The sequence below is a fragment of the Pseudomonas putida genome, assembly GCF_005080685.1.
Lineage (GTDB): Bacteria > Pseudomonadota > Gammaproteobacteria > Pseudomonadales > Pseudomonadaceae > Aquipseudomonas > Aquipseudomonas putida_V.
The window spans coordinates 3,517,965-3,543,331 of sequence record NZ_CP039371.1; the positions used below are offsets into that span (position 1 = coordinate 3,517,965).

The 25,367-nt window shown below is 64.0% G+C and carries 23 protein-coding genes; 18 read left to right on the top strand and 5 right to left on the bottom strand.

Annotated elements, in window-relative coordinates; translation table 11 throughout:
* The first annotated feature begins 16 nt into the window (after nucleotides 1-16).
* From E6B08_RS16000 to E6B08_RS16025, 6 genes are all read left to right on the top strand, one after another.
* Complete coding sequence (locus tag E6B08_RS16000) at nucleotides 17-1,717, top strand: AMP-binding protein (protein ID WP_136914935.1); 1,701 nt, start codon at nucleotides 17-19, stop codon at nucleotides 1,715-1,717.
* On the top strand, nucleotides 1,714-2,481 hold the full coding sequence (locus tag E6B08_RS16005) for an SDR family NAD(P)-dependent oxidoreductase (RefSeq protein ID WP_136914936.1): 768 nt from the start codon (nucleotides 1,714-1,716) through the stop codon (nucleotides 2,479-2,481). The genes E6B08_RS16000 and E6B08_RS16005 overlap by 4 nt, the downstream gene beginning before the upstream one ends.
* 23 nt (nucleotides 2,482-2,504) lie before the next feature.
* Entirely contained in the window at nucleotides 2,505-3,287 is a 783-nt protein-coding gene (locus E6B08_RS16010; protein ID WP_136914937.1) for an enoyl-CoA hydratase-related protein, read from the top strand.
* 58 nt (nucleotides 3,288-3,345) lie between these two features.
* On the top strand, nucleotides 3,346-4,485 hold the full coding sequence (gene aliB, locus E6B08_RS16015) for a cyclohexanecarboxyl-CoA dehydrogenase (protein ID WP_136914938.1): 1,140 nt from the start codon (nucleotides 3,346-3,348) through the stop codon (nucleotides 4,483-4,485).
* A gap of 55 nt (nucleotides 4,486-4,540) precedes the next feature.
* Nucleotides 4,541-5,023 carry a MarR family winged helix-turn-helix transcriptional regulator gene (locus tag E6B08_RS16020; RefSeq protein WP_136914939.1) on the top strand — a complete coding sequence of 161 codons (483 nt, stop codon included), beginning with the start codon at nucleotides 4,541-4,543 and terminating at the stop codon, nucleotides 5,021-5,023.
* Between the two features lie 240 nt (nucleotides 5,024-5,263).
* Nucleotides 5,264-6,532 carry an OprD family porin gene (locus E6B08_RS16025; RefSeq protein WP_136914940.1) on the top strand — a complete coding sequence of 423 codons (1,269 nt, stop codon included), beginning with the start codon at nucleotides 5,264-5,266 and terminating at the stop codon, nucleotides 6,530-6,532.
* Between the two features lie 30 nt (nucleotides 6,533-6,562).
* Here the strand turns inward: E6B08_RS16025 and E6B08_RS16030 are convergent, their stop codons facing one another.
* From E6B08_RS16030 to E6B08_RS16040, 3 genes are all read right to left on the bottom strand, one after another.
* Nucleotides 6,563-7,459 (bottom strand): DUF2950 domain-containing protein, encoded by an 897-nt coding sequence (locus tag E6B08_RS16030; RefSeq protein WP_136914941.1) that lies wholly within the window; start codon nucleotides 7,457-7,459, stop codon nucleotides 6,563-6,565.
* Nucleotides 7,456-8,889: a DUF3300 domain-containing protein gene (locus E6B08_RS16035; protein WP_136914942.1), complete on the bottom strand. Its 1,434-nt coding sequence runs from the start codon at nucleotides 8,887-8,889 to the stop codon at nucleotides 7,456-7,458. The genes E6B08_RS16030 and E6B08_RS16035 overlap by 4 nt, the downstream gene beginning before the upstream one ends.
* Nucleotides 8,890-9,020: 131 nt before the next feature.
* A complete protein-coding gene (locus E6B08_RS16040) occupies nucleotides 9,021-9,683 on the bottom strand; it encodes a hypothetical protein (RefSeq protein ID WP_136914943.1) in 663 nt (220 codons plus the stop codon).
* Between the two features lie 191 nt (nucleotides 9,684-9,874).
* On the opposite strand from E6B08_RS16040, the gene E6B08_RS16045 reads away from it, so the two are divergent.
* Entirely contained in the window at nucleotides 9,875-10,594 is a 720-nt protein-coding gene (locus tag E6B08_RS16045) for a TorF family putative porin (RefSeq protein ID WP_136914944.1), read from the top strand.
* 405 nt (nucleotides 10,595-10,999) lie between these two features.
* Here the strand turns inward: E6B08_RS16045 and E6B08_RS16050 are convergent, their stop codons facing one another.
* The gene (locus E6B08_RS16050) at nucleotides 11,000-11,914 is read right to left on the bottom strand and encodes a LysR family transcriptional regulator (RefSeq protein ID WP_136914945.1); all 915 of its coding nucleotides are present in this window, start codon (nucleotides 11,912-11,914) and stop codon (nucleotides 11,000-11,002) included.
* A gap of 130 nt (nucleotides 11,915-12,044) precedes the next feature.
* Between E6B08_RS16050 and E6B08_RS16055 the strand changes: the two genes are divergently transcribed.
* From E6B08_RS16055 to dctM, 8 genes are all read left to right on the top strand, one after another.
* Nucleotides 12,045-12,884 (top strand): FAS1-like dehydratase domain-containing protein, encoded by an 840-nt coding sequence (locus E6B08_RS16055; RefSeq protein ID WP_136914946.1) that lies wholly within the window; start codon nucleotides 12,045-12,047, stop codon nucleotides 12,882-12,884.
* A 19-nt stretch (nucleotides 12,885-12,903) separates the two neighbouring features.
* Complete coding sequence (locus tag E6B08_RS16060; RefSeq protein WP_136914947.1) at nucleotides 12,904-14,067, top strand: acyl-CoA dehydrogenase family protein; 1,164 nt, start codon at nucleotides 12,904-12,906, stop codon at nucleotides 14,065-14,067.
* A gap of 10 nt (nucleotides 14,068-14,077) precedes the next feature.
* Nucleotides 14,078-15,427, top strand: coding sequence for an MmgE/PrpD family protein (locus E6B08_RS16065; protein ID WP_136914948.1), 1,350 nt, complete (start codon nucleotides 14,078-14,080; stop codon nucleotides 15,425-15,427).
* Nucleotides 15,428-15,463: 36 nt separating this feature from the next.
* Nucleotides 15,464-16,663 (top strand): CaiB/BaiF CoA transferase family protein, encoded by a 1,200-nt coding sequence (locus tag E6B08_RS16070; protein ID WP_136914949.1) that lies wholly within the window; start codon nucleotides 15,464-15,466, stop codon nucleotides 16,661-16,663.
* On the top strand, nucleotides 16,660-17,478 hold the full coding sequence (locus E6B08_RS16075; protein WP_136914950.1) for an HpcH/HpaI aldolase/citrate lyase family protein: 819 nt from the start codon (nucleotides 16,660-16,662) through the stop codon (nucleotides 17,476-17,478). The genes E6B08_RS16070 and E6B08_RS16075 overlap by 4 nt, the downstream gene beginning before the upstream one ends.
* Nucleotides 17,479-17,623: 145 nt before the next feature.
* Nucleotides 17,624-18,622 (top strand): TRAP transporter substrate-binding protein, encoded by a 999-nt coding sequence (locus tag E6B08_RS16080; protein WP_136914951.1) that lies wholly within the window; start codon nucleotides 17,624-17,626, stop codon nucleotides 18,620-18,622.
* A gap of 69 nt (nucleotides 18,623-18,691) precedes the next feature.
* Nucleotides 18,692-19,324 (top strand): TRAP transporter small permease, encoded by a 633-nt coding sequence (locus tag E6B08_RS16085; protein WP_136914952.1) that lies wholly within the window; start codon nucleotides 18,692-18,694, stop codon nucleotides 19,322-19,324.
* Nucleotides 19,324-20,607, top strand: coding sequence for a C4-dicarboxylate TRAP transporter large permease protein DctM (dctM, locus tag E6B08_RS16090; RefSeq protein ID WP_136914953.1), 1,284 nt, complete (start codon nucleotides 19,324-19,326; stop codon nucleotides 20,605-20,607). Before E6B08_RS16085 ends, dctM begins: the two co-directional genes overlap by 1 nt.
* An 808-nt stretch (nucleotides 20,608-21,415) precedes the next feature.
* On the opposite strand, the gene pobA is transcribed toward dctM, so the two are convergent.
* Nucleotides 21,416-22,603 carry a 4-hydroxybenzoate 3-monooxygenase gene (gene pobA, locus E6B08_RS16095; RefSeq protein ID WP_136914954.1) on the bottom strand — a complete coding sequence of 396 codons (1,188 nt, stop codon included), beginning with the start codon at nucleotides 22,601-22,603 and terminating at the stop codon, nucleotides 21,416-21,418.
* A 170-nt stretch (nucleotides 22,604-22,773) separates the two neighbouring features.
* On the opposite strand from pobA, the gene E6B08_RS16100 reads away from it, so the two are divergent.
* From E6B08_RS16100 to E6B08_RS16110, 3 genes are all read left to right on the top strand, one after another.
* Nucleotides 22,774-23,652, top strand: coding sequence for a helix-turn-helix domain-containing protein (locus tag E6B08_RS16100; protein WP_136914955.1), 879 nt, complete (start codon nucleotides 22,774-22,776; stop codon nucleotides 23,650-23,652).
* A 95-nt stretch (nucleotides 23,653-23,747) separates the two neighbouring features.
* Complete coding sequence (locus E6B08_RS16105) at nucleotides 23,748-24,146, top strand: MerR family transcriptional regulator (RefSeq protein ID WP_136914956.1); 399 nt, start codon at nucleotides 23,748-23,750, stop codon at nucleotides 24,144-24,146.
* Between the two features lie 20 nt (nucleotides 24,147-24,166).
* Nucleotides 24,167-25,066: a hydroxymethylglutaryl-CoA lyase gene (locus E6B08_RS16110; RefSeq protein WP_136914957.1), complete on the top strand. Its 900-nt coding sequence runs from the start codon at nucleotides 24,167-24,169 to the stop codon at nucleotides 25,064-25,066.
* Nucleotides 25,067-25,367: the final 301 nt, after the last annotated feature.

The window sequence follows — 25,367 nt, forward strand, 5'->3', positions numbered from 1 at the left end:
ATCACTGGTATATACAATGAAAACAACAACAAACCAGCTTCTGGAACGTCGCTCACCCCTCCAGGCCTCCGGGGCCTGGAAAGACAACATCATTACAGATTATTGGGACGGCGGCCTGGCCGCAGCGCCACACACCACTGCCCTGGTGGCTTACCGGGTGGGCGATGGCCAACGCATCGAACTGACCCGCGAGGCGCTCGACCGCCACGTCACCCGCATTGCGCTGGGCCTGGCGGCCATGGGCGTGGAAAAAGCCGACGTGGTGTCGTGCCAGTTGCCCAACTGGTGGCAGATGTTCGCCCTGCACCTGGCCTGCGTGCGTATCGGCGCGGTGCTCAATCCGCTGATGCCGATCTTCCGCGAGCGCGAACTGCGCTTCATTCTGGAACATGCGCAAAGCCGGGTACTGGTGGTGCCGCACAGCTTCCGCGGCTTCGACTACCAGGCCATGGCCAACGCCCTGCGCCAGACCCTGCCAAGCCTCGAGCATGTACTGACCATCGGTGGCGACGACAGCTTCACCCGCCTGCTGCTCGATCACCCCTGGGAACGACAGGTCGATGCCAAGGCCCTGTTCGCCGACCGCCGACCGCATGCCGACGACATCGTCCAGCTGCTGTATACCTCCGGCACCACGGGCGAGCCCAAGGGCGTGCTGCATAGCTCCAACACCCTGTTCGCCAACATTCGCCCCTACGCCGAACGCCTGCACCTGGGTAGCGACGACGTAGTGTTCATGGCCTCGCCCATGGCCCACCAGACCGGCTTCCTGTATGGCCTGATGATGCCCGTCTACCTGCAGGCACCCGCCGTGCTGCAAGATGTCTGGGACCCGCGCTTCGCCGCCCAGGTGGCAGCAGCCGAGCGCCCGACCTTCACCATGGCATCGACGCCGTTCCTGGCCGACCTGGTGGATATCGCCGCCGAGCATGGCGAAGCGCTGGCCTCGCTGCGGGTGTTCGCCGCCGCCGGCGCGCCAATCCCCAGCATCCTGGTGGAAAAGGCCAGCCAGGCCATGGGCGCGCAGGTGGTGTCCGCCTGGGGCATGAGCGAGACCGGCGCGGTGACCATGACCTTCCCGGAGGACGACACCGAACGCGCCACCCACACCGACGGCTGCGCCCTGCCCTACATGGAAGTGCGGGTGCTCGACGACCATGGCCAGCAGGTGCCTGCAGGCGTCGAAGGCCACCTACAGGTGCGCGGCGCCAGCCTGTTCCTCGGCTATCTCAAACGCCCGGAATGGTACACGGTCGACCGCGACGGCTGGTTCGACACCGGCGACCTGGCGCAGATGGACACCCGCGGCTACATCCGCATCACCGGGCGCACTAAGGACGTGGTCATCCGAGGCGGCGAGAACATCCCGGTGGTGGAAATCGAGAACCTCATCTACACCCACCCCGCCGTCACCTCGGTGGCTCTGGTCGGCTGCCCCGACGAGCGCCTGGGCGAACGGGTCTGCGCCTACGTCACCCTGCACGAAGGCGAACCCGCGCTGAGCCTGGCCGAGTTGGTCTCCTTCCTGCTCGAGCACCGCCTGAGCAAGAACTACCTGCCCGAATACCTGGAGGTGCTGCCAGCACTGCCACGCACTCCGTCCGGAAAGATCCAGAAGTTCAAGCTGCGCGAGCTGGCCCGCGACATCCGCCTGGGCCGCGCCAGCGCAGCCGGAATCACACCTTCAAGCACTGACGACAAGAGGACGACCCCATGAAAGGCCTGCAAGGTAAAACCGTGATCATCACCGGCGGTGGCGGCGGCATCGGCCGCGCCGTGTGCCAGCGTTTCGCCGAGGAAGGCAGCCGGGTAGCCGTGCTCGACCGCGACCAGGCGGCAGCCCAGACCACGGTCGACCTGATCCTCGAACAAGGCGGCCAGGCCAAGGCCTATGCCGCGGACATCACCGACTATGCAGCGATCGTCGCCACCGTCTCAGCCATCGAAAGCGACCTGGGCACACCCACCGTGCTGGTCAACAACGCAGGCTTCGACCGCTTCCTGCCGTTCCTCAAGACCGAACCGCAGCAGTGGCAGCAACTGATCGACATCAACCTCACCGGCGCCCTGAACATGCACCACGTGGTGCTGCCGAAAATGCTCGAGGCCGGTGGCGGCAAGGTCATCAACGTCGCCTCCGACGCCGCCCGCGTCGGCTCCTCCGGCGAGGCCGTGTATGCCGCCTGCAAGGCAGGCCTGGTGGGCCTGTCGAAGACCCTGGCGCGCGAGCTTGCGACCAAGAACGTCAACTTCAACGTGGTCTGCCCAGGCCCTACCGACACTGCGCTGCTCAAGAGCGTGGCGGCCACCTCCAACAACCCGGACAAGCTCCTGGAAGCGTTCCGCAACGCCGTGCCGATGCGCCGCCTTGGCCAGCCGGAAGACTACCCCGGGATCATCGCCCTGCTCGCCAGCGACGACGCCAACTTCATCACAGGACAAGTCATCAGCGTGTCCGGCGGCCTGACCATGGCCGGCTAAGCCGGCCTTCAAGGAGTATCGACATGAACTACGAAGACATCCTCTACACAGAAAACGACGGCGTCGCCACCATCACCATCAACCGGCCGGAGCGCTACAACGCGTTCCGCGGCCAGACCTGCATGGAGCTGATCGACGCGTTCAACCGCGCCGGCTGGAACAAGGCCATCGGCGTCATCGTGTTCACCGGCGCTGGCGACAAGGCTTTCTGCACCGGCGGCGACCAGGGTGCCCACGAAGGCCAGTACGATGGCCGCGGCCTGATCGGCCTGCCGGTCGAAGAGTTGCAGCGGCTGATCCGTGAAGTGCCCAAGCCGGTGATCGCCCGGGTCAACGGTTTCGCCATCGGTGGCGGCCATGTGCTGCACGTGGTCTGCGACCTGTCGATCGCCTCCGAACAGGCCATCTTCGGTCAGGTCGGACCGAAGGTCGGGTCGGTCGACCCCGGCTTCGGCACCGCCTACCTGTCGCGCCTGATCGGCGAAAAGCGCGCCCGGGAAATCTGGTACCTGTGCCGCAAGTACAGCGCCCAGCAAGCGCTGGACTGGGGCCTGGTCAATGCCGTGGTACCCCACGCCGAACTGGATGCCGAAGTGCAGAAGTGGTGCGACGAGATCCTCGAGAAGAGCCCGACCGCCCTGTCCATCGCCAAGCGTTCCTTCAATGCCGACAGCGAGAACATCGCCGGCATCGGCGGCCTCGGCATGCAGGCCCTGAGCCTGTATTACGAAACCGAGGAATCGCGCGAAGGCGTCGCCGCCTTCAAGGAAAAGCGCAAACCGGACTTCCGCAAGTTCTACAAATAACCCCCTGCGCCGCCCTGCCCAGGGCGGCGCCCCAGTGCCAGCGGGTCAGGAGACACACATGAACTTCGCCTTCACCGAACAACAGAACGCCATCCGCGAAAGCGTCGCCCGCTTCAGCAGCGAAGTGCTCGCCCCCGGCTATCGGCAACGCGACCGTGACGGGCGCATCGAACGCACGACCATCACCCAGCTCGGCGACATGGGCCTGCTCGGCGGCGAACTCGACGAGGCATACGGCGGCAGCGGCCTGGACTGCGTCACCGCCGGCATCATCATCGAGGAGCTGGCGCGCGGCGACTTCAACGTCGCCTACATTCCACTGCTGGCCTCGCTCAATGGTCAGATCATCGCCCAGCATGCCGACCCCGAGCTGGCCCGCCACTGGCTGGGCGAAATCAACGCCGGGCGCAAGGTGGTGTGCATCGCCCTGACCGAACCCAGCGGCGGGTCCGACGCTGCCAGCCTGCGCCTGAAGGCCGAGCGCCAGGGCGAGCACTACGTGCTCAATGGCGAAAAAACCTCGATCTCCATGGCCGACCAGGCCGATGTCGCCGTGGTATTCGCCCGCACCGGCACGCCAGAGCAACGCGCCAGCGGCATCAGCGCGTTCCTGGTACCGATGGACCTGCCCGGCATCAGCACCACCCGCTTCGACGACGCCGGTGAACGCGCCATCGGCCGCGGCTCGATCTTCTTCGACAATGTGCGGGTGCCGCTGAACCACCGCATGGGCGAGGAAGGCAAGGGCTTCAAGCAGGTCATGCAGGGCTTCGACTACAGCCGCGCGCTGATCGGCCTGCAATGCCTGGCGCTGGCCCAGCAGTCGCTGGACGAGACCTGGCAGTGGCTGACCGAGCGCCAGGCCTTCGGCCAGAGCCTCAACGCCTTCCAGGGCCTGACCCACCCGCTGGCCGAATTGCAGACCTACGTGCATGCCGCACGCCTGCAGTGCTACTACTCGTTGTGGCTTAAGGACAGCAATCTGCCGCACAATGCCGAGGCAGCGATGAACAAATGGTGGGGCCCGAAGCTGGCGTTCGATGTAGTCAAGCAGTGCCTGCTGGCCCACGGGCACACCGGCTACGGCGAAGACCTGCCGTTTGCCCAGCGCCTGCGCGATGTGCTTGGCCTGCAGATCGGCGATGGCACCGCGCAGATCATGAAGAACATCATCGCCCGGGAACTCACCCCCAAGTAACCCATGCGCCCCGTGTTGGCAGCGCACCCGTTAGCCGATCGGACAAGGAGCGGTAATGACCACCAACGAGGCGAAGAGCATCCCTAACCGGTTGTTCTTCCGGCTCTTCCAGACCGGAAACACCCTGCAGCGCCAGGTCCAGAGCGAATTTGGCATCAGCACCGTGCAATGGGCGGTACTCGGTGCCCTGTCCCGCGAGGGCGCCGAACAAGGTGTTTCGTTCAACGAACTGACCGAGTACCTGGTGGTGAGCCGCCAGAACCTGGACGGCGTGCTCAAGCGCCTGGAACGCGACAACCATGTGGTGCGCGTGCCACACCCGGACGACGGCCGTGCTCGCCTGGTGCTGCTGACCGCCTCCGGCCTGCGGTTCTGGCAATCCTTGCAAGGGCGCATCTACGAGTTCTACGGCCAGGCCTTGCAGGGCTTCAGTTTCGACGACACGGTCGGCTTGCTGCACCTGCTGAACAAGCTCAATACCGATCTGAGCAAGGTCGACCTGGGCGGCGACCACCCGCCCACCAGTAACGAGGACTGAAAACGACCCTGTCGCCACCCGGTCATCAGGACCGGGCGGCGTCACCCCCAGACAACCTTACTCAGGCAGTAAGCAGGCGCCACTTGGAGCAGCAGATAATAACGCCTATTTAGGTAATGATATTGATATGTTTAAAGCGACCATTGACATTGAATTCAGAACAAAAAACCGCAACAAAATGATTTAACGCATTTGTTTATCCGCCCTGCTCAAAAACAAAAACAATTACAGGTAAACATCATGCCGTATCTCACCCGCTCACCTGTCAGGCAACTGCCCCTGCTCGCCGCCCTGCTCAGCCCCGGCCTGGCCGACGCCGCTTTCATCGACGACAGCCACCTGCGCCTCGAACTGCGCAACTTCTACATGAACCGCGACTTCCGCGATGCCGACCAGCCCGATACCCCGCGCCACGATGGCAAGAGCCAGAGCAAGGCCGAGGACTGGACCCAGGGTTTCCTGCTGCGTGCGCAGTCGGGGTTCACCGAGGGTACCGTGGGCTTTGGCGTCGACGCCCTGGGGCTGGTGGGGATCAAGCTCGATTCCGGCAGCGGCACCAGCGGCACTGGCGCCCTGCGACGCAACCCGGTGAGCGGCAGCCCCGCCGACGAATTCGCCTTCCTCGGTGTGACCGGTAAGGCGCGCATCGGCAACACGGTGCTGACCGTCGGCGATCACGAGCCAGTGCTGCCGGTGGTGGTGCGCAACGACACTCGCCTGTTGCCACAGACCTACCAGGGCGCCCAGTTGCAATCCAACGACATCGACGACCTGACCCTGACCGGCGGCCAGTTCCGCCAGATGCACCAGCGCGATTCGAGCGACTACGAGGACATCGTGATGTACGCCGATGGCTCAACAGGAGGCAAACCGACCGACCGCTTCAACTACGCGGGCGCGGTGTACAACTTCACCCCGCAACTGACCGGCACGCTGTACCGCGCCGAACTCAAGGACAACTACCAGCAGAACATCGCCGATCTGGTCTACACCCTGCCACTGGGTGGCGATCGCAAGCTCAAGACCGACCTGCGCCTGTTCGACAGTGACAGTCGTGGGCGCACCACCGTGGACAACCGCTTTCGCGCAGCCATGGTCACCTACTCCAGCGCCGGCCACTCGCTGGGCGTTGCCTACCAGCAGCAGAGCGGCGAGACGGGCTTGCCGTTTCTGCTGGTCGCCGACCCCTGGGCGTTCAACAACGGCACCTACCAGCCCTTCGTCCGGGCTGGCGAGGACAGCTGGCAACTGCGCTACGACTACAATTTCGCGGCCATGGGCCTGCCTGGCCTGACCTTGATGGCTCGCTACATCCGCGCCGACGATTTCCAGATCCGCAACCAGTCGGCCACCGAACGCGAGCGCGACATCGACCTGGGCTATGTGATCCAGAGCGGCCCCTTGGCGGGCTTGGGCTTTCGCCTGCGCAACGTGATGTACCGCGGCAGTGAAACCACCGACGTGGACGAGAACCGGGTGCTGATCACCTACACCTTCAACATCTGGTAGCCATCGTGCGGCACGGTGCCCCAGTGCCGCTCAATCATCGCTGTCGACGTCCACTTCCTTCCAGCTGTCGTCCGGGTCGAAGCGCGTCATGGCCTTGGCCAACTGGTCGCTGTGCGGTCCGAGGTCCTTTTCGAACACTTGCCCGTCATGGCTGATCATGAAGGTCATCACGCCGCTGTCGCCGTAGCGCGCCGGCCAGGCGACCAAGGCGAAGCCACGGCTCATCTGGTTGCCGATCAGGTAGCTGTAGGCACCGCCCGGTGCCGAGGCGCCCTGCCCGTCGAGGATGCGAAAATGGTAGCCGTACCAGTCCTTGCCGGTACGCCCCTTGCCGAACAGCGGCCCCAGCGGGCTGACCTGGCCATCCTGCTCATCGTCCCAATACAAGCCGTCGTGCTTACCGGGCGTACTGAAGATGTGCTGGGCGTATTCCAGTGCGCCATTGCCGTTGCGGTCCTGGGTGGCGTATTCCATCTGCGCGTCATGGTAGGCGAGCACCGACTGCACGGCGGCCAGCTCGTTGCGGCCGATGCGCCGCGCGCGGATTTCGGCGAGGCCGGCCTTGAGGTCGAAGCGCCAGCCGCTGGGGCTGTTGCTCAGCGGGATAGGCAGCGTCCAATGATCGGGGCCGACCGCCAGGATGACCTTGCCATCGGCATTGCGTTGCAGGCTGTGCTGCTCGCGGTAGGCCTGCAAGAACGCTTCGACATCGCTGCGTTGCACGCCGCCTCGGGGAATAAAGGTGCGCCAGTCATCGCCGAGCAGTTGGGCTAGACGCGCCTCGTCGGGCGGTTCGACGCCCAGGGCCTGGATGAAGGCATCCACCGCTTGCTCGGGGGCGGTGAACGCCTGTTGCGCCAGGGCCAGGCCTGAGCACGCCAGGCTCAACGCCATTGCCCATGCGGCACCGATCGCTTTGCTGTTCATCGACGGCCACCTCCCCCGCCACGGCGCATTGGCGCGCTGGGCCTCGAGATCTGTTTGCCGGCTGCGCGCGAGGTGTTCGGCCGCTGGGCGAACGACTGGCTGGTGCGGCCCCGATTGGCCTGCGCCGCACTGCGCGACGGTGAACGCACGCCGGCAAAAGCGTTGTCACGGGCTCTGCCGGCACTGCTACCCGCCCGGTTCTGCACGGCCTGGCGGGCCTGGGTGTTTTGCGCCCGGGGAGCATGTTCGCGCTGGGTCCGGGGTTCCTGGCGGCGCTCGCCAACCCCGGAGCGATCGGCACCGGCCTGGACCCGATTGCCCAGGTTACCGCTGGCCTTGGCTTCGCGGACGCGCTCACGCGCTTGCTGGTTGGAAGTGGCGGGCCGTTCGATCCCAGCCCGGTCCATCGACGAGCGCGCCCGGTCACGGGCCTGGGCGCGTTGCGCATCGTCGCCACGGAAGGCCGTGCGCTGGTTGGCGCCTTGCAGCTGGCGGCCGTATTGCTCGCGGCTACGATTGTCACGGTATGGCACGCCATCGCGGTGCACGGCGTTGTGCTGCCATTTGCCCTGGTTGTTGCCAATGCGGTTATTGGCATTGATGTTGTTGTAGCGATTGACGTTGACGTCGATGTCGTTGTTGCCCCAGTCGCAATCGCCCCACAGTGAATCGATGATCGCCACGCCCGCGCCGAACGCCAGCCCCGCCATCAGCGCAGACCCCGCGTAGTACAGCGGCGATGGTGGGTAGTACACCGGTGGTGAGGCGGGATACGCCCAGGTGCCATAGGTGGTGGTCGGGTTATAGGTGGGCACGTACACCACCTGCGGGTCGGCAGGCTCGATGACGATGGTGGTGGTCGAACTAGTGCTGGCAGGTGCGGCAGGTGCGTTGCCAGCAGCCTGGGCACTCGGCGCCGGGGCGGCCTGCACGGTGACGTTCTGGTACTGGTTGCTTTGCAGGTTGCCGGCAGCCTGGGCCTGATGGCGCAGGCGCTGCACGCTGGCCATGACGTCGTCGGGCTGGGCCAGGAAGGCATCGCCCAGGCGCTGCACCCAGACCGGGTCCTGGCCGAGGGTGACCAGCACCTGGGGAAACGCCACCAGCGCCTGCACGCTCGGATCCCAGGGCTGGCTCGCCACCTGTTTGACCGCGTCGTCACCCTGGGCTTTGGGGTTGGCCTTGGACCAGGCCACCGCTTCGCTGACCTCGCCTGGGTAGGTGGCGGCCATCAATATCTGGGCCAGCAACGGGTCGGGATACAGTGCGATGGGCGCGGTCATCTGGACCAGCTGTTCCTGGTTGAACACCGCCTGCTTGGCCTGCGCCGGCGCGGGATCGGGCGCCGGCAGGTCTTCAGCCAGCGCGCTGCCGGCTGGGAGGTTCAGGCACACTACCACCGACACGACGCATAACAATGGCATGCGCATCGCAGTTCCCCATGAGGTCATACCGCGTTGGAAAAGTGGTTGGACAGCCGGCAGCCGTGCCGTGGAACAAAGTTAGCAAAGGGCTGCCATTGCTCCAGAGTTCGCCCGTCCGTTCTGCGCACATGCCGACCTCAACCGCCCAGGGCGATGATCGCCAGGATCAGCGCCGCGCCGACCAGCGCCAGGCACAGGCCGGTGAGCTGGGTTCGCCCGCCTGAATACCGCGCCAGCAGGCAACCGGCCAGGTAGAGCATGGCCAACGCCACCAGATGCGACACGCGGATGGCCATGCCGGTGGCTTCTATCAGCAGAAACGGAACGACCATCGGGAAGGTGGCCAGCACCACCAGCAGGAAGGTCGCCAGTGCCGCCTTGAAATCATCCACGCCAAGCCGCGCCGGCAATGCACGCCCGGCATCGCGTAACAGATGCGTCCTGAGCAACTCAAGGCCATTGTCGTCCAGGGATTGGCCGATACGCTCCGGCAGCGCCTCGCCGATCAGGCGACGGCCCAGCGCGCCGATCTGGTCCGCTTGCAGGCGGGCCAACAGAGTGCGGCTACGGGTGCGCTCGGTCCAGGTGCGTAACAACAAGATGACGGCATCGGCCAATCCCCAGGCCAGGTTGCAGCCAAATGCCGCGATCAGCATCAATCGTGCATCTTCGCGCTGGGCGGTGGCCACGCTCAGCGAACCAATGAACGTCATGGCCATGAGCAGGCCGAAAATGACTTCGGTGATGCGGTCGATCGGCTCCAGCAGAGGCCGACGTTGCACTTGCGCTTGCGGCTCCATTTCAGGCTCCCCGCAGTATCGCTGGGCTCGGTTTTTCAAGCGTAGCGCAACGCCAAATACCGGCACGCCAATGATCGGAAAGTTGCCTGCGGCAGCTGCAATCGCGACCCGTTCGCCCTTGACGGTGTACCATTGCCGGCCAACCCAGGTATCCTGGCCCCCTCTAGAGCAAGCCTTCCAGGACGGAGACCATGACCAGGCCCCTTCTGTTGCTGAGCGCGGCCCTGCTGTTGAGCCCGACGCTGCACGCCCAGCAGATCCAGCGCGAACTGGGCGACTTCAATTTCACGCTGGGTACCACACCTTCGCGCAGCATGGCCCAGGGGTTGATTTCACCCAGCGCCGTGGGCGCCTTCCACGGCGGTCTCGATCTGAGCCACCCGAGCGGTCTGTACTTCGGCCAGTACGCCCCGAGCATGGGCGTGGCCCCGGACTCGACCCTGCGCCTGGACAGCTACCTGGGCTACAAGGACCGCTTCGACAGCACCCTCGGCTACGAGGTGGGCTTGATCCACTACAGCCAACCGAACATCGCCGGCCCCGACAGCTATGCCCTGTATGGCGGCCTTTCGATACTTGGCAGCCGCATCGGCGGTGCGCTGCGCGACAACCCCGACAACCGCACCAGCACCCTGTTCGCCGACCTAGGGCGCCTGCCGCTGCTTGATGTGGACCTCACGGTCAAACTGGCCCATCACCAGTTGGGTACCCCTTTCACCATCGGCGATGGCAGCCAGGTCGATGCCTTCTCAGACTGGTCGCTGCAGCTCTCGCGGCCCTGGCTGGGCCTGGATCTGGATCTGATCTACAGCAACTCCGATCTCAGTGGGGGTGGCTGCGATGCTTATGCGGGCATCAATACCTATTGCGAGAGTGTGGTTACCTTGAAGGCTCAGCGGAGTTTCTTTTAGGGTCTTGGTAGGTTCGCTTGAGATTGGTAGCGCGGCGCTTCGCGAAGCGTGCGCTGGAGAGTTGCAGTGCCGCACAAATCGAGCGCCGCCCGCGCGGCGCATCGCGAAGCGTGCGCTTGGGAGTTGGGGTGCCGCTGAAATCGAGCGCCGCCCGCGCGGCGCATCGCGACGCAAGGCCGCTCCCACATTTGTTGCAACGTGCCACTGTCTGTCAGGCCATGGTTGTCCGCCTTTGGGGCAACACAGATATCGCGCCGGGCCCACCAGGCTGACAACCATGGCCTATCAGACATAATTGGCCCGAAACAGATGTGGGAGCGGCCTTGCGTCGCGATGCGCCGCGCGGGCGGCGCTCGATATATGCGACACCAAAACCCTACAGCGCACACTTCGCGAAACGCCGCACTACATCCCTACCGCCGAGCCCCCCACCGCCCCCGCCGGCATCAGCGTAGAAATCAACGCCCGCACCACCCCAGGCAGCGCATCCAGCTCGCGGACCAGAATACTGCGCTCGCGTACCGCCCAAGGCTCGTCCAAGGTGATGGTGACCAGGTTCATGGTCTGACTGTGCCGCAGCGCCGCCGATTCGGGAAGGATGCCGATGCCCACGCCCGCCTCCACCAACCGGCAGATGGCCTCGAAACTGGACAGCTGAATGCGCAGCGACAGGCTCAGCCCCATGCGTTCGACGTGATCGCGCAGAAAACTCAGCAGCGTGCTGCCATCGTGCAAACCGATGTGCTGGAACGCCAAGGTCTGCTTCAACGTCACCTTCCCTGAGCGCGCCAGTTCGTGCCCCGCCGGCACGATCAACACCAGGCGGTCGGTGCTGAAGTGCATGACCTGCAACCCACTGGCCTCCACCGGCCCGGCGATGATGCCCATGTCGCTGCTGCCGTCGAGCACGCCACGGACGATATCCCGAGACAGACGCTCCTGCAGATCGACGGTCACGCCGGGGCGCTTGGCCAGAAAGCCTGCCAGTACCTCGGGCAGGAACTCGGTGACTGCAGTCGTGTTGGCGAAGATGCGGATATGCCCGGCCGAGTCGGTGCCGAACTGGGTGAACTCGGCCTTGAGATAATCCACCTGACGCATGATCAGGCGCGCATGGGTCAGCAGCTTGTGCCCTGCAGGGGTCAGCTCGACGCCGCGGCTGTCGCGGTACAGCAGACGGGTGTCGAGCTGCGCCTCGAGTGCCTTGATGCGGGCGCTGGCAGCGGCTGGCGAGAGAAACGCACGACGCGCGCCCTGGGTCAGGCTCGGCGATTCGCCGATGTGAATGAAAAGCCTAAGGTCAGCCAGGTCAAAATGCATGCGGGCTCCGGTGCAGGCAAACTCATGGCGTTCAGCATACATGAACGCTGCTTTATGCAAATGCAAATTCACAGAATGCCAGACGCCTCGCATGATCGCCGCATAACAACAAATGCAGAGGCCCATGGTGATGACTGCTATAAATCCGCCCATCGACTACAGCCCGTGGATCGGCCGCACCGAGCGGGTCCATGACGAGCTGAGCCGCAATCTGGTCAAGCGCATCGCCGCGACCTTCGGCGACATCGCCCCCGCCGTCGGGCAACCGCTGCCACCGCTGTGGATGTGGTGCTTCTTCCAGGAACCGGTGCCCGAGCCGCAACTGGGCAGCGACGGCCACCCCGCCCGTGGCGGCTTTCTGCCACCGGCCGACCAGCGCAACCGCATGTGGGCCGGGGGCCGCGTTGAATTCATCGCCCCGCTGCGGGTTGGCAGTGAGGCCGAGCGCCTGTCCACCATCCTCCACATCGAGGAAAAGCACGGCCGCACCGGCGCGCTGCTGTTCGTCACCGTACGCCACGACTACTCGCAAGATGGCCAGTTGTGCGTGCGCGAAGAGCAGGACATCGTCTACCGCGAACCCAACCCGCCCAAGCTCGCAAGCCAGGCGACCCCTGCCCACGCTGACTGGAGCGAAACGATCGCACCCACGCCGACCCTGCTTTTCCGGTACTCCGCCGTCACCTTCAATGGCCACCGCATCCATTACGACCATCCCTACGTCACCGATACCGAAGGCTACGCCGGCCTGGTGGTGCATGGCCCGATGATCGCCACGCTCAACCTGCGCGCGTTCCTGCGCGCCAACCCAGGCAAGCAAGTGCGGCGCTTCGCCTATCGCGGCGTACGCCCGTTGACCGTTCCGACCCCCTTCGAAGTCGCCGGCCACATCAGCGAACCCGGCCAGGCCCAACTGTGGGCGGGCAACGGAGATGGCGTCGCGCAGAGCGCCGAAGTGCTTTTCGACTGATACCTGACAGGGATATCCCATGCATACGTACGACAGTGATGACCTCAACGCCATCCGCGAAGGCGTGCGCGCCTTGTGCGCCGAATTCGATGCCAGCTACTGGCGCAAGATCGACGAGGAGAAGGGCTTTCCCGAAGCCTTCGTCAAGGCCATGACCGATGCCGGCTGGCTGTCGGCGATGATCCCCGAGGAATTCGGCGGCTCGGGCCTGGGCCTTGCCGAGGCGTCGGTCATCCTCGAAGAGGTCAATGCCTGCGGTGGCAATTCCGGCACCGTCCATGGCCAGATGTACAACATGTTCACCCTGCTGCGTAACGGCAGCGACGAACAGAAACGCTACTACCTGCCCAAGCTCGCCAGCGGCGAGTTGCGCCTGCAGTCGATGGGCGTCACCGAGCCCACTACCGGGACCGACACCACCAAGCTCAAGACCACTGCGGTGCGCAAAGGCGACAAGTACGTGATCAATGGCCAGAAGGTATGGATCTCGCGGGTCCAGCACTCCGACCTGATGATCCTGCTGGCGCGCACCACGCCGCTGGCCGAGGTGAAGAAGAAGTCCGAAGGCATGTCGATCTTCCTGGTCGATCTGCGCGACGCGATCGGCAACGGCCTGACTGTTCAGCCCATCGCCAACATGGTCAACCACGAAACCAACGAGCTGTTCTTCGACAACCTGGAAATCCCCGCCAGCAGCCTGATCGGTGAAGAAGGCAAGGGCTTTCGCTACATCCTCGACGGCCTCAATGCCGAGCGCACGCTGATCGCTGCCGAGTGCATCGGCGACGGTCGCTGGTTCGTCGAGAAGGCCAGCGCCTACGCCCGCGACCGCGTGGTATTCGGTCGGCCGATCGGGCAGAACCAGGGCGTGCAATTCCCCATCGCCGAGGCGCATATCGAAATCGAAGCCGCCGACCTGATGCGCTGGCGCGCTTGCGAGGAATACGACAGCGGCCGCAACGCTGGCGCCGCCGCCAACATGGCCAAGTACCTGGCCGCCAAGGCCAGCTGGGAAGCCGCCAATGCCTGCCTGCAGACCCACGGCGGCTTTGGCTTCGCCTGCGAATACGACGTCGAGCGCAAGTTCCGCGAAACCCGCCTGTACCAGGTAGCGCCGATCTCCACCAACCTCATCCTTTCCTATGTGGCCGAGCATCTGCTCGAACTGCCACGCAGCTTCTGAGGGCCTGACCATGCACCATACCCAAGCCTTGGCGGGCTTTCTCGCCGACCTGCGTTACGCCCAGATTCCCGGCCACGTGCTCGACCGCACCGAGGACCTGTTCCTCGACTGGCTGGGCTCGGCCCTGGCCAGCCAGGGCTCGCACCCAATTCCACTGTTCGAGCGTTATGCCGAGCGCATGGGGCCAGCCGAGGGCAACGCGCGGATCCTGACCAACGGGCGCAGTTCCTCGCCCTACTTCGCCGCCCTGGTCAACGGCGCTGCCTCGCACCTGGTCGAACAGGACGACCTGCACAACAGCTCGGTGCTGCACCCGGCGACCGTGGTGTTCTCCGCCGTGCTGGCCGCCGCGCAAGACCTCGGCAAGTCCGGCCCGGACCTGCTGCTGGCAGCCGTTGCGGGTTATGAAGCCGGCATTCGCATCGGCGAGTTCCTTGGCCGTTCGCACTACCGCATCTTCCACACCACCGCCACGGTCGGCACCTTGGCCGCTGCAGTAGGCGTGGGCAAGCTGCTCGATTTCAACCAGGAGCAGTTCATCAACCTGCTGGGCAGCGCCGGAACCCAGGCCGCCGGGCTGTGGGAGTTCCTGCGCGATGCCGCTGACTCCAAGCAACTGCACACTGCCAAGGCTGCCGCCGATGGCCTGCTCGCCGCCTACCTGACCGCCGACGGCCTCAGCGGTGCACGCAACATCCTCGAAGGCGACCAAGGCATGGCTGCGGGCATGTCCAGCGACGCCGACCCGACACGCCTGAGCGATCGCCTGGGTACGCGCTGGGCACTGGTCGAGACCTCGTTCAAGTTCCACGCCTCGTGCCGCCACACCCATCCCGCCGCCGATGCCCTGCTGCACCTGATGCAGCGCGAAGGCCTGGGCCACGAGCAGATCGCCAAGGTGGTGACCCGCGTGCACCAAGGTGCCATCGATGTGCTCGGCCGGGTCACCGTCCCAACCACCGTGCACCAAGCCAAGTTTTCCATGGGCACCGTACTGGGCCTGATCGCCGTGCATGGCAGCGCGCAACTGCTGGAGTTCCGCGACCTGGCACTGACCGACCCAAGGGTCGCCGCCCTGCGCGAGAAGGTCCAGATGCAGCTCGACGCAGAAGTGGATGCGGCCTATCCGGCACGCTGGCTCGGCCGCGTTGAGGTCACCGATGTGCAGGGGCGCCACTACAGCGCCGCCATCGACGACCCCAAGGGCGACCCGGGCAACACCCTCAGTCGCCCGGAGCTGGAAGCCAAGTTCCAGCGCTTGCTGGCCTACTCCGGTGCACGCAGCGAGGCCCAGGGCAAGCAACTGATCGAACGGGTGTGGCAACTGCGTGACGCCAGCACGCTGGCAGATCTGCATTGAGCCGCGCCCCGCAACCCAGACCCACAGGTGATTGACATGACCCAACCCACGCCCCGTCCACTTGACGGCATCACTGTCGTAAGCCTGGAGCACGCAATCGCAGCGCCGTTCTGCACGCGGCAACTGGCCGACCTGGGTGCCCGCGTGATCAAGATCGAGCGCCCCGGCAGCGGCGACTTTGCCCGCGGCTATGACCAACGCGTCGACGGCCTGGCCTCGCATTTCGTCTGGACCAACCGCTCCAAGGAGAGCCTCACCCTCGACCTCAAGCAACCCGCTGCCGAAGGTATCCTCGAATCGCTGCTGGCCAAGGCCGACGTGCTGGTGCAAAACCTCGCCCCAGGCGCGGCAGCGCGCATGGGCCTGTCGTTCGAGGCCTTGCACGCGCGCTTTGCGCAGCTGATCGTATGCGATATCTCCGGTTACGGCGAAGGCGGCCCTTATGAAAAGAAAAAGGCCTACGACCTGCTGATCCAGAGCGAGGGCGGCTTCCTCTCGGTAACCGGCGGCCCTGGCGAGGACGAGATGGCCAAGGCTGGCTGCTCGATCGCCGACATCGCCGCCGGCATGTACGCCTACACCGGGGTGTTGTCAGCGCTGATGCTGCGCGACAAGACGGGCGTTGGCAGCCGCATCGACGTATCGATGCTGGAAAGCCTAGTGGAATGGATGGGCTACCCGATGTACTACGCCTACGACGGTGCGCCGCCACCGCCGCGGGCAGGCGCATCGCACTCGACCATCTATCCGTACGGCCCCTTCCCCACCGGCGATGGCGGCACCATCATGCTCGGCCTGCAGAACGAGCGCGAATGGGCGCTGTTCTGCGACAAGGTGCTGCTCGACCCGGCGCTGGCCAGCGATGACCGCTTCAGTGCCAACTTCAAGCGCTCGGAAAACCGCGACGTGCTGCGTCAACTGATCATCGAGCGCTTCGCCAGCCTGTCGCTGGACGATGTGGTGGAGCGCCTGGAGCAGGCGCAGATCGCCAATGCCCGGGTCAACGACATGCACGGGGTGTGGCAACACCCACAGCTGCGCGCCCGCGACCGCTGGCGCGAGGTCGACAGCCCGGCCGGCAAGTTGCCGTCGCTGCTGCCGCCGGGGCGCAATGCCGCGTTCAGCCCACGCATGGACGCGGTGCCGGGGCTGGGGCAGCACACCCAGCCGATTCTTGCCGAGCTCGGCTTCAGCGCCGAGCAACAGGCCGACCTGGCTGCCGGAGGCGTGGTATGAACCGGGTTCGCAGCGCATTGTTCGTCCCCGGCAGCCGCCCCGAGCGCTTCGCCAAGGCGCTGGCAGCCGGAGCCGACGCGGTCATCGTCGATTTCGAGGATGCCGTGGAAGAGCCGTTGAAACAGCAGGCCCGAGCGCACCTCGCAGCGTTCCTGCAGGTCGAGCCAGAAGCCGCGGTGTGGGTCCGGGTGAATGCGCCCCAACACCCGGAGCATGCCAACGACCTGGCCTTCTGCGCGCAGCAGCCGGGGGTCGTCGGGCTGCTGCTGCCCAAGGTGGAAAATGCCACCCAGGTAGCGGTCGCCTGGCACGGCGGCAAGCCGATCTGGCCGATCATCGAGAGCGCCAAGGGCCTGCTGGCACTGGCACAGATCGCTGCCGCCGAGGGCGTCGAGCGCTTGTCGTTCGGCAGCCTCGACCTGGCCCTGGACCTCGATCTCAATACCGAAAGCGAGGCCGCCCGGCAGTTCCTCGATCAGGCGCGCATGGCGGTGCAACTGCACTCGCGCGGCGCCGATCTGCTGCCACCGCTCGATGGCGTGTACCCGGCCATCGGCGACCCTGAGGGGTTGCGGCAAGCGATGCGCCATGCCCGCGACATGGGCTACGGCGGAGCGCTGTGCATCCATCCCAAGCAAGTGTCGGTGATCCATGCCGCCTTGGCGCCCAGCAGCGAAGAGCTGGCCTGGGCGCGTCGAGTGGTGTCGGCCAGCGCGGCTGCCAATGGCGCCGGCGCCTTCCAACTGGACGGGCAGATGGTCGATGCGCCGGTATTGCTGCGGGCGCAGCGGCTATTGGGCCAGCATCGAGGCTGAACAGCGTGGGAGCGGCAGGGGCAGTCATTTCGCCCGCGTTCGGCTTTGCCGAACGCCGCCTTACACAAAAGCTGATTCTCCACACGCAGCCCATTGCGCCATCTTTATGCCAACCCTCAACAACAATAAATCCGAGGTGTCATCGATGTTCAAACTCACCCAGGCGCTATTGTGCGCCGCCGCCGTGTCCATGGCGGGCCTGGCCCAGGCCGCCGATCCCATCATCATCAAGTTCGCCCACGTGGTAGCCGACAGCACACCCAAAGGCCAAGGCGCGCTGATGTTCCAGAAACTCGTCGCCGAAGACCCGCAGCTCAAGGACAAGGTCAAGGTCGAGGTCTACCCCAACTCGTCGCTGTTCGGCGACGGCAAGGAAATGGAAGCCCTACTGTTGGGCGACGTGCAGATGCTGGCGCCCTCGCTGGCCAAGTTCGAGCACTACAACAAGCAGGTGCAGATCTTCGACCTGCCATTCCTGTTCAACGACCTGGCCGCAGTCGACCGCTTTCAGCAAGGCCCGCAAGGCAAGGCGCTGCTGACCTCCATGGAAGACAAGGGGATCCGTGGTCTGGCCTACTGGCACAACGGCCTCAAGCAGCTTTCGGCGAACAAGAAGGTGATCCTGCCCAAGGACGCCCGTGGCCTGAAGTTCCGCGTGCAGGCTTCCAGCGTGCTCGAGGAGCAGTTCAAGGCGATTCGCGCCAACCCGCGCAAGATGAGCTTCGCCGAGGTCTATCAGGGCTTGCAGACCGGTACCGTCAACGGCACCGAGAACACCTGGTCGAACTACGAGAGCCAGAAGGTCAACGAAGTGCAGCCATTCTTCACCGAGACCAACCACGGCCTGATCGACTACATGGTGATCACCAACGCCAAGTTCTGGAATGGCCTGCCTGAAGACGTACGGGGCGAGTTGCAGACGATCATGGACAAGGTGACCGTCGAGGTGAACAAACAGGCCGAGGCGCTCAACCAGACCTCGAAGCAGAAGATCATCGATTCCAAGACCAGCGAAATCGACCCGATCACCGCTGAGCAACGGGAAACCTGGCGTGAGGCGATGCGCCCGGTATGGGAGAAATTCTCCGACCAGATCGGCGCCGACCTGATCAAGGCCGCCGACGACGCCAACAAAGCGTCCTGACAGCCACCCCGCCCTGTCTGGGCCACCCGTCGCCTGGGTGGCCCACCCCTCTCTTCGTGGAGAATTCCTATGCAAGCGCTCAGGCGTGTCTGGGAGCATTTCGAGGAAGGCATGATCGCCTTCCTCCTGGCGGCCATGACCTTGGTGACCTTCATCTACGTGGCCTTGAACAACCTCTATTCGATGTTCTACAGCCTCAGTGATCATTGGGCCTGGGCCAGCGACCTGCTGCTGGCGATCGGTGACCACCTGATGGGCTATGCCCAGGAAATGACCTGGAGCATCGCCCTGACCAAGGTGTTGTTCGGCTGGTTGATCTTCTTCGGCATTTCGTATGGCGTGCGTACCGCCGGCCACCTGGGCGTCGACGTGCTGGTGCGGCGCACGCGCAAACCGGTGCAGCGGGTCCTGGCGATGATCGCCTGCGCCTGCTGCCTGGCCTACGCCGGGCTGTTCCTGCTGGCCAGCATCAAGTGGGTGAGCGCGGTACTCGCTGCCGGTATCGGCGCCGAGGACCTGGATCGTTACGGCATCAAGATCGGCCACATCGCCCTGATCGTGCCACTGGGCTTCGCCCTGATCATCGTGCGCTACCTGGAAATCCTCTACCGCCTCTACACCCACCGCCAATACGGCCTGGGCCTGGCCGACGAGGCCGCGGAAGCGAGCAAGCTGGCCAACCCCGGTGAGGAGCATCACTGATGACGGTTCTCTGTCTGTTTCTGTTGTTGTTCGTGTTCATGTTCCTGGGGGTGCCGATCGCGATTTCCCTGGGTTTGTCGGGGGCGCTGTCGATCCTGTTGTTCAGCCAGGACTCGCTGAGTTCGCTGGCGATCAAGCTGTTCGAGACGTCCGACAGCTACACCTTCCTGGCCATTCCGTTCTTCCTGCTGTCGGGTGCGTTCATGACCACCGGCGGCGTGGCGCAACGCCTGATCGACTTCGCCAATGCCTGCGTCGGCCATATCCGAGGCGGCCTGGCCATCGCTGCGGTGCTGGCCTGCATGCTGTTCGCCGCGCTGTCGGGCTCCTCGCCCGCCACGGTAGCGGCTGTGGGTTCGATTGCCGTGGCCGGGATGGTGCGTTCGGGTTACCCACGCGAATTCGGCGCGGGCATCATCTGCAACGCCGGTACCCTGGGCATCCTGATCCCGCCGTCGATCGTGATGGTGGTGTACTCGGCCGCCACCGAGACCTCGGTCGGCAAGCTGTTCATGGCCGGTGTGATACCGGGCATCCTGCTGGGCGTGGCGCTCATGGTGACGATCTACATCGTTGCCAGGGTGAAGAAGCTGCCGGCACAACCCCGGGCCAGTTTCGCCGAGTGGCTGAGCACCGCCAGGCGCGCGTTCTGGGGCCTGTTGCTGCTGGTGATCATCCTCGGCGGCATCTACAGCGGCATGTTCACCCCCACCGAGGCGGCAGCCGTGGCGGCGGTGTACTCGGCGTTCATTGCGTTGTTCGTGTACAAGGACATGCGCCTGCGGGATTGCCCCAAGGTGCTGCTGGAGTCCGGGCGGCTGACCATCATGCTGCTGTTCATCATCGCCAACGCCATGCTCTTTGCCCACGTGCTGACCACCGAGCAGATTCCCCAGCAGATCACCCAGTGGGTGATGTCCGAGGGGCTGACGCCGATTGGCTTCCTGATCATGGTCAACATCGTGCTGCTGGTGGCGGGAAGCTTCATGGAGCCTTCGGCGATCATCCTGATTCTGGCGCCGATCTTCTTCCCGATTGCCATGAAGCTTGGGATCGACCCGATTCACCTTGGGATCGTCATGGTGGTGAACATGGAGATCGGGTTGGTGCATCCGCCGGTGGGGCTTAACCTGTTCGTGACCTCGGCGGTGACTGGGTTGACCTTGGGGCAGACCATTCGTGCGGCGTTGCCTTGGTTGTCGATTCTGTTGCTGTTCCTGATCTTGGTGACGTATGTGCCGTTTATATCGTTGGCGTTGCCGGAGTGGTTGGGGATGCCTTGAGGGTTTGAGGGGCTGGGCTGGGCTGGGCTGGGCTGGGCTGGGCTTGGCTTGGCTTGGCATTTAGATCGTGAGCTGATCCATTGGGTGTAGCGGCGCTACTGGCCCCTGCCGCCTTTACGGCGGCCTACTTTTTTCTTGGAAAAAGTAGGCAAAACCGCTTGCTCCTGCATCCGGCCCTCCGCTGCGCTACGGGTCCCCTCGCTACGGCGCCTTTCGGGCCCGCGCGGCCTACGACTTGCTGCGCAAGTCTACATCTCGCGCCTTCGGCTACGCCGAAGGGTGCTGCGCACCTGGCCCTACAGGCGCCTACGCTCGGCCTCCTGACGTCGCAAAGTTAGCGGCGGCGCCTGCACTGGCGTTATCTTCGAAAAACAGAACGCACTAGCCGCCAACACAAAGCGATAGGTAAACCGCGAGAGCACAGCGATTCGCCTGCCGTTGCTCTGGCTGTTGATCTTGCTCTTGCTCTTGATCTACCCGCGACCTCAGGAGGCCGAGCGTAGGCGGCTGGAGGGCCAGGTGCGCAGCACCCTCCGGCGTAGCCGGAGGCGCGAGATGTAGACTTGCGGAGCAAGTCGTAGGCCGCGCGGGCCCGCAAGCCGCCGAAGCGAGGGAACCCCGAAGCGCAGCGTAGGGGCCGTATGTGGGAGCCAGCCTTTTTTGGTTACTTTTTGTGGCGTTTGACAAAAAGTGACCCGCTGTAAAAGCGGAAAGGTGACTCAACGCCACCGTCGCAAATGGATATTCACCCAACGCCCAACGCCAACGCCAAATGCCAAATGCCAAATGCCAAATGCCAAATGCCGACCTAAGCCACCTCTTCGTAAGGCAACCCCACATAGTTCTCGGCAATATTCGCCAACCCCGCCTGGGACGACAGGAAATACTCCCGATCCGCCTCTTGCATCTTCTGATCCCAGTCATCCTTGTGCCCAGCAAAATCATGCAGCAACTGGGTCATGAACCAACTGAACCGCTCCCCCTTCCAAACCCGCCGCAACGCCAACGGCGAATACTGTTCAAGCAAGTCGGTACGCCCTTCCCGGTAAACCTTGACCAGAATCCGGAACAGGTAGTTGACGTCGGAAGCCGCCAGGTTCAGCCCCTTGGCCCCGGTAGGCGGAACGATGTGCGCCGCATCGCCAACGAGGAACAGGTTGCCGTACTGCATCGGCTCGACCACCAGACTGCGCAGCGGCGCGATGCTCTTTTCCAACGAAGGCCCAGTGACCAGTCGCGCACCGACATCTTCAGGCAGACGCGCCTTGAGCTCGTCCCAGAAGCGCTCGTCCGACCAAGCTTCGACGCGATCGTCCAGCGGCACCTGCAGATAGTAGCGACTACGGGTATTGGACCGCTGACTGCAGAGCACGAAGCCCCGCTCATGGTGTGCGTAGATCAGCTCGTGATTGACCGGCGGCGTATCGGCCAGCAGACCCAACCAGCCGAACGGGTAGATGCGCTCGTACTGCTTGAGCACACCTTCGGGAATACTTTGCCGCGACACCCCGTGGAAGCCATCGCAGCCAGCGATATAGTCGCAATCCAGGCGGTAGGTCTCGCCGTCTTTTTCGAACGTGATGTAGGGCTTTTCGCCCTTGAGCTCATGGGGCTGGACATTGCTGGCAGAATAGAAGATCGGCGCGCCACTGGCCTCGCGCGCCTGCATCAGGTCGCGGGTGACTTCGGTCTGGCCGTAGACCATCACCGTCTTGCCACCGGTCAGGCCTTTCAGGTCCAGGCGCTGACGGCGCCCGGCCACCAGCAGTTCGACGCCTTCGTGAACCAGCCCTTCCTCGTCCATGCGGGCCGAGACGCCGGCCTCGCGCAACAGATCGACGGTACCCTGTTCGAGCACACCGGCGCGGATGCGGCCAAGTACGTATTCGGCAGTCTGGCGTTCAAGGATGACCGTTTCGATGCCAGCGTTGTGCAGCAGCTGGCCAAGCAGCAGGCCCGACGGACCCGCACCGATAATTGCAACCTGAGTTTTCATTGTTGTTGTCTCGTTGTGGCGATGGCGCCCCACCTCTGGCAGTGGCGAGCATCTGCTGTTAGGGTTTGCCCTTGCATTTTTACGGGCAAACCCCGCTAAAAAAGTGTGCTATCCGATGCAAAAACTGCACTTTTACAAAAAACGTTCGATTAACGAACAGGCAGATAACAATGAAATCCACCTTACCGGGCGTGCCACTGTTCCAGCTTTATGGTGAGAACCAGGCTTGGCCCAGCACCGACCTGCTGCACTGTGAGTCGATCCCGGCACGCAGCCGCTTGCACCATTGGGAAATCAAGCCGCACCAGCATGCCGACCTGTGCCAGTTGCTGTACGTCCAGCGCGGCGAAGCCCAGGTGCAGATCGAAGGCGTGAACACCATCATCCGCGAGGCTGCCATCCAGGTGGTGCCACCGCTGGCGGTGCACGGGTTTCGTTTCAGCGCCGACATCGAAGGCTACGTCCTTACCTTCGGCCCCGCCCTGGTAGCCGATCTGGAGCAGCGTCTCGGCGCGCCGCTGCACGTGCTGGCGGCCCCTGGGTGCTATGCGCTGGGCAAGGACCGGCGCTCGCTGCGCAGCCTCATCGAGACCCTGCAGCAGGAGTATCAGGGGACGGCGCCAGCACGTGCGGCCATGCTCGAGGCGCTGGTAACGGCCCTGATGGTGTGGATCAGCCGCCGCCAGCAACTGGGCCAGGCGCCGCGTAACCGCGACGAACGGGACCGCCAACTGTTGGGTCAATACCTGCGCCTGGTCGAGGCGCACTACCGCGAGCACCTGAGCGTGGAGGCGTTTGCCGCCCGCCTGAACATCACCAGCCTGCAACTCAACCAACTGTGCCGGGCGCTGAGCGGGCAAACCGCGTTGCAAGTCATTCACCAGCGTTTATTGCTCGAAGCCCGCCGTAACCTGACCTACACCCAGATGAGCATCGGCCAGCTATCGGACAACCTGGGTTTCAGCGATCCGACCTACTTCGCACGGTTCTTCAAACGCCTGAGCGGCCAGACCCCCAACCACTACCGCCGAGCGCAACAACCAGACTGACCACAGCCGGCACAACAGGGTGGTTTCGGCTTCTGCTTGACGTATACGTCAACCTGCATTCAGGATAGTGGCATACCTTCCGTCGAGCGCCACGCATGAGCAGCCAGACCTACAGCATTTCCGACCTGTCCCGTGAGCTGGACATCACCACCCGGGCTATCCGCTTTTACGAAGAACAAGGCCTGCTCAGCCCCGAGCGTCGCGGTCTCGAACGCGTCTACTCGGCGCGGGACAAGGTCAGTCTCAAGCTCATCCTGCGCGGCAAGCGCATCGGTTTCTCGCTGGCCGAATGCCGCGAGCTGATCGAGCTGTACGACCCAACCAGCGGCAACCTCAAGCAGCTCAACAGCATGCTGGCGAAGATCGCCGAACGTCGCAGTCAGCTCGAACAACATATGCTCGACATCCATCAGATGCAGCTCGAACTCGACACCGCCCAGGAACGCTGCGAACAGGCCCTGGCCGCCACCCTGAACAACAACCACAAAGCCTGACCCGTCACTGGAGCCTTGCCATGCCGTTGCCGAACAAAGTCCGCCTGGTCGAAGTGGGGCCACGCGATGGCCTGCAGAACGAAGCCCAACCCATCAGCATCGCCGACAAGGTGCGCCTGGTCGACGACCTGAGCGCGGCTGGCTTGGGCTATATAGAAGTGGGCAGCTTCGTCTCGCCCAAATGGGTACCGCAGATGGCTGGCTCCGCCGAGGTGTTCGCCACCATCGAGCAACGCCCAGGCGTCACCTATGCAGCCCTTGCCCCCAACCTGCGTGGCTTCGAGGATGCGTTGGCGGCCGGCGTGAAGGAAGTGGCGGTGTTCGCTGCGGCTTCCGAGGCGTTTTCCCAACGCAACATCAATTGCTCGATCAGTGACAGCCTCAAGCGCTTCGAGCCGATCATGGAGGCGGCCCGCAGCCATGGCGTGCGGGTGCGCGGATATGTGTCCTGCGTGCTGGGCTGCCCATATGAAGGCAAGGTCAGCGCAGAGCAGGTGGCGCCGGTGGCGCGGGCCCTGCACGACATGGGCTGCTACGAGGTCTCGCTGGGCGACACCATCGGCACCGGTACCGCCGGCGATACCCGCCGCCTATTCGAAGTGGTGTCTGCCCAGGTGCCGAGGGAACAGCTGGCCGGGCACTTCCACGATACCTATGGCCAGGCGCTGGCCAACGTCTACGCCAGCCTGCTCGAGGGCATCGCCGTGTTCGACAGCTCGGTGGCCGGCCTCGGTGGTTGCCCCTACGCCAAGGGCGCCACTGGCAATATTGCCAGCGAAGACGTGGTGTTTCTGCTGCAAGGGCTGGGCATCGACACCGGCATCGACCTCGACAAGCTGATTGCCGCAGGCCAGCGCATCAGCGCCGTGCTCGGGCGCGCCAACGGCTCGCGAGTGGCGCGGGCGCGCAGCGCGCACTGAGTCATACGGGTGTCACACAAGTGTGGGCGGGAGTGTTACCTCCCCTGCCCACCACCACAGAAAATCGGGTAACAGGGAAACAAATCGACAGAATTTCCCGGCCACGCAATCCACTCAAAATCATTAACACATTGATTTTAAAGGATTTTTAAAAGTTGGCACGGCACCTGCTATATCTTTGGTACAAGAACAACAAAAATGCGATACCCAATAAAAACAACAGGTAACGGCTCTGACATAACAAGAACAACACGGCAGAGGCGTAGCAAGCAGATTTTTTTGGAGTCGACAGATTTTCCAG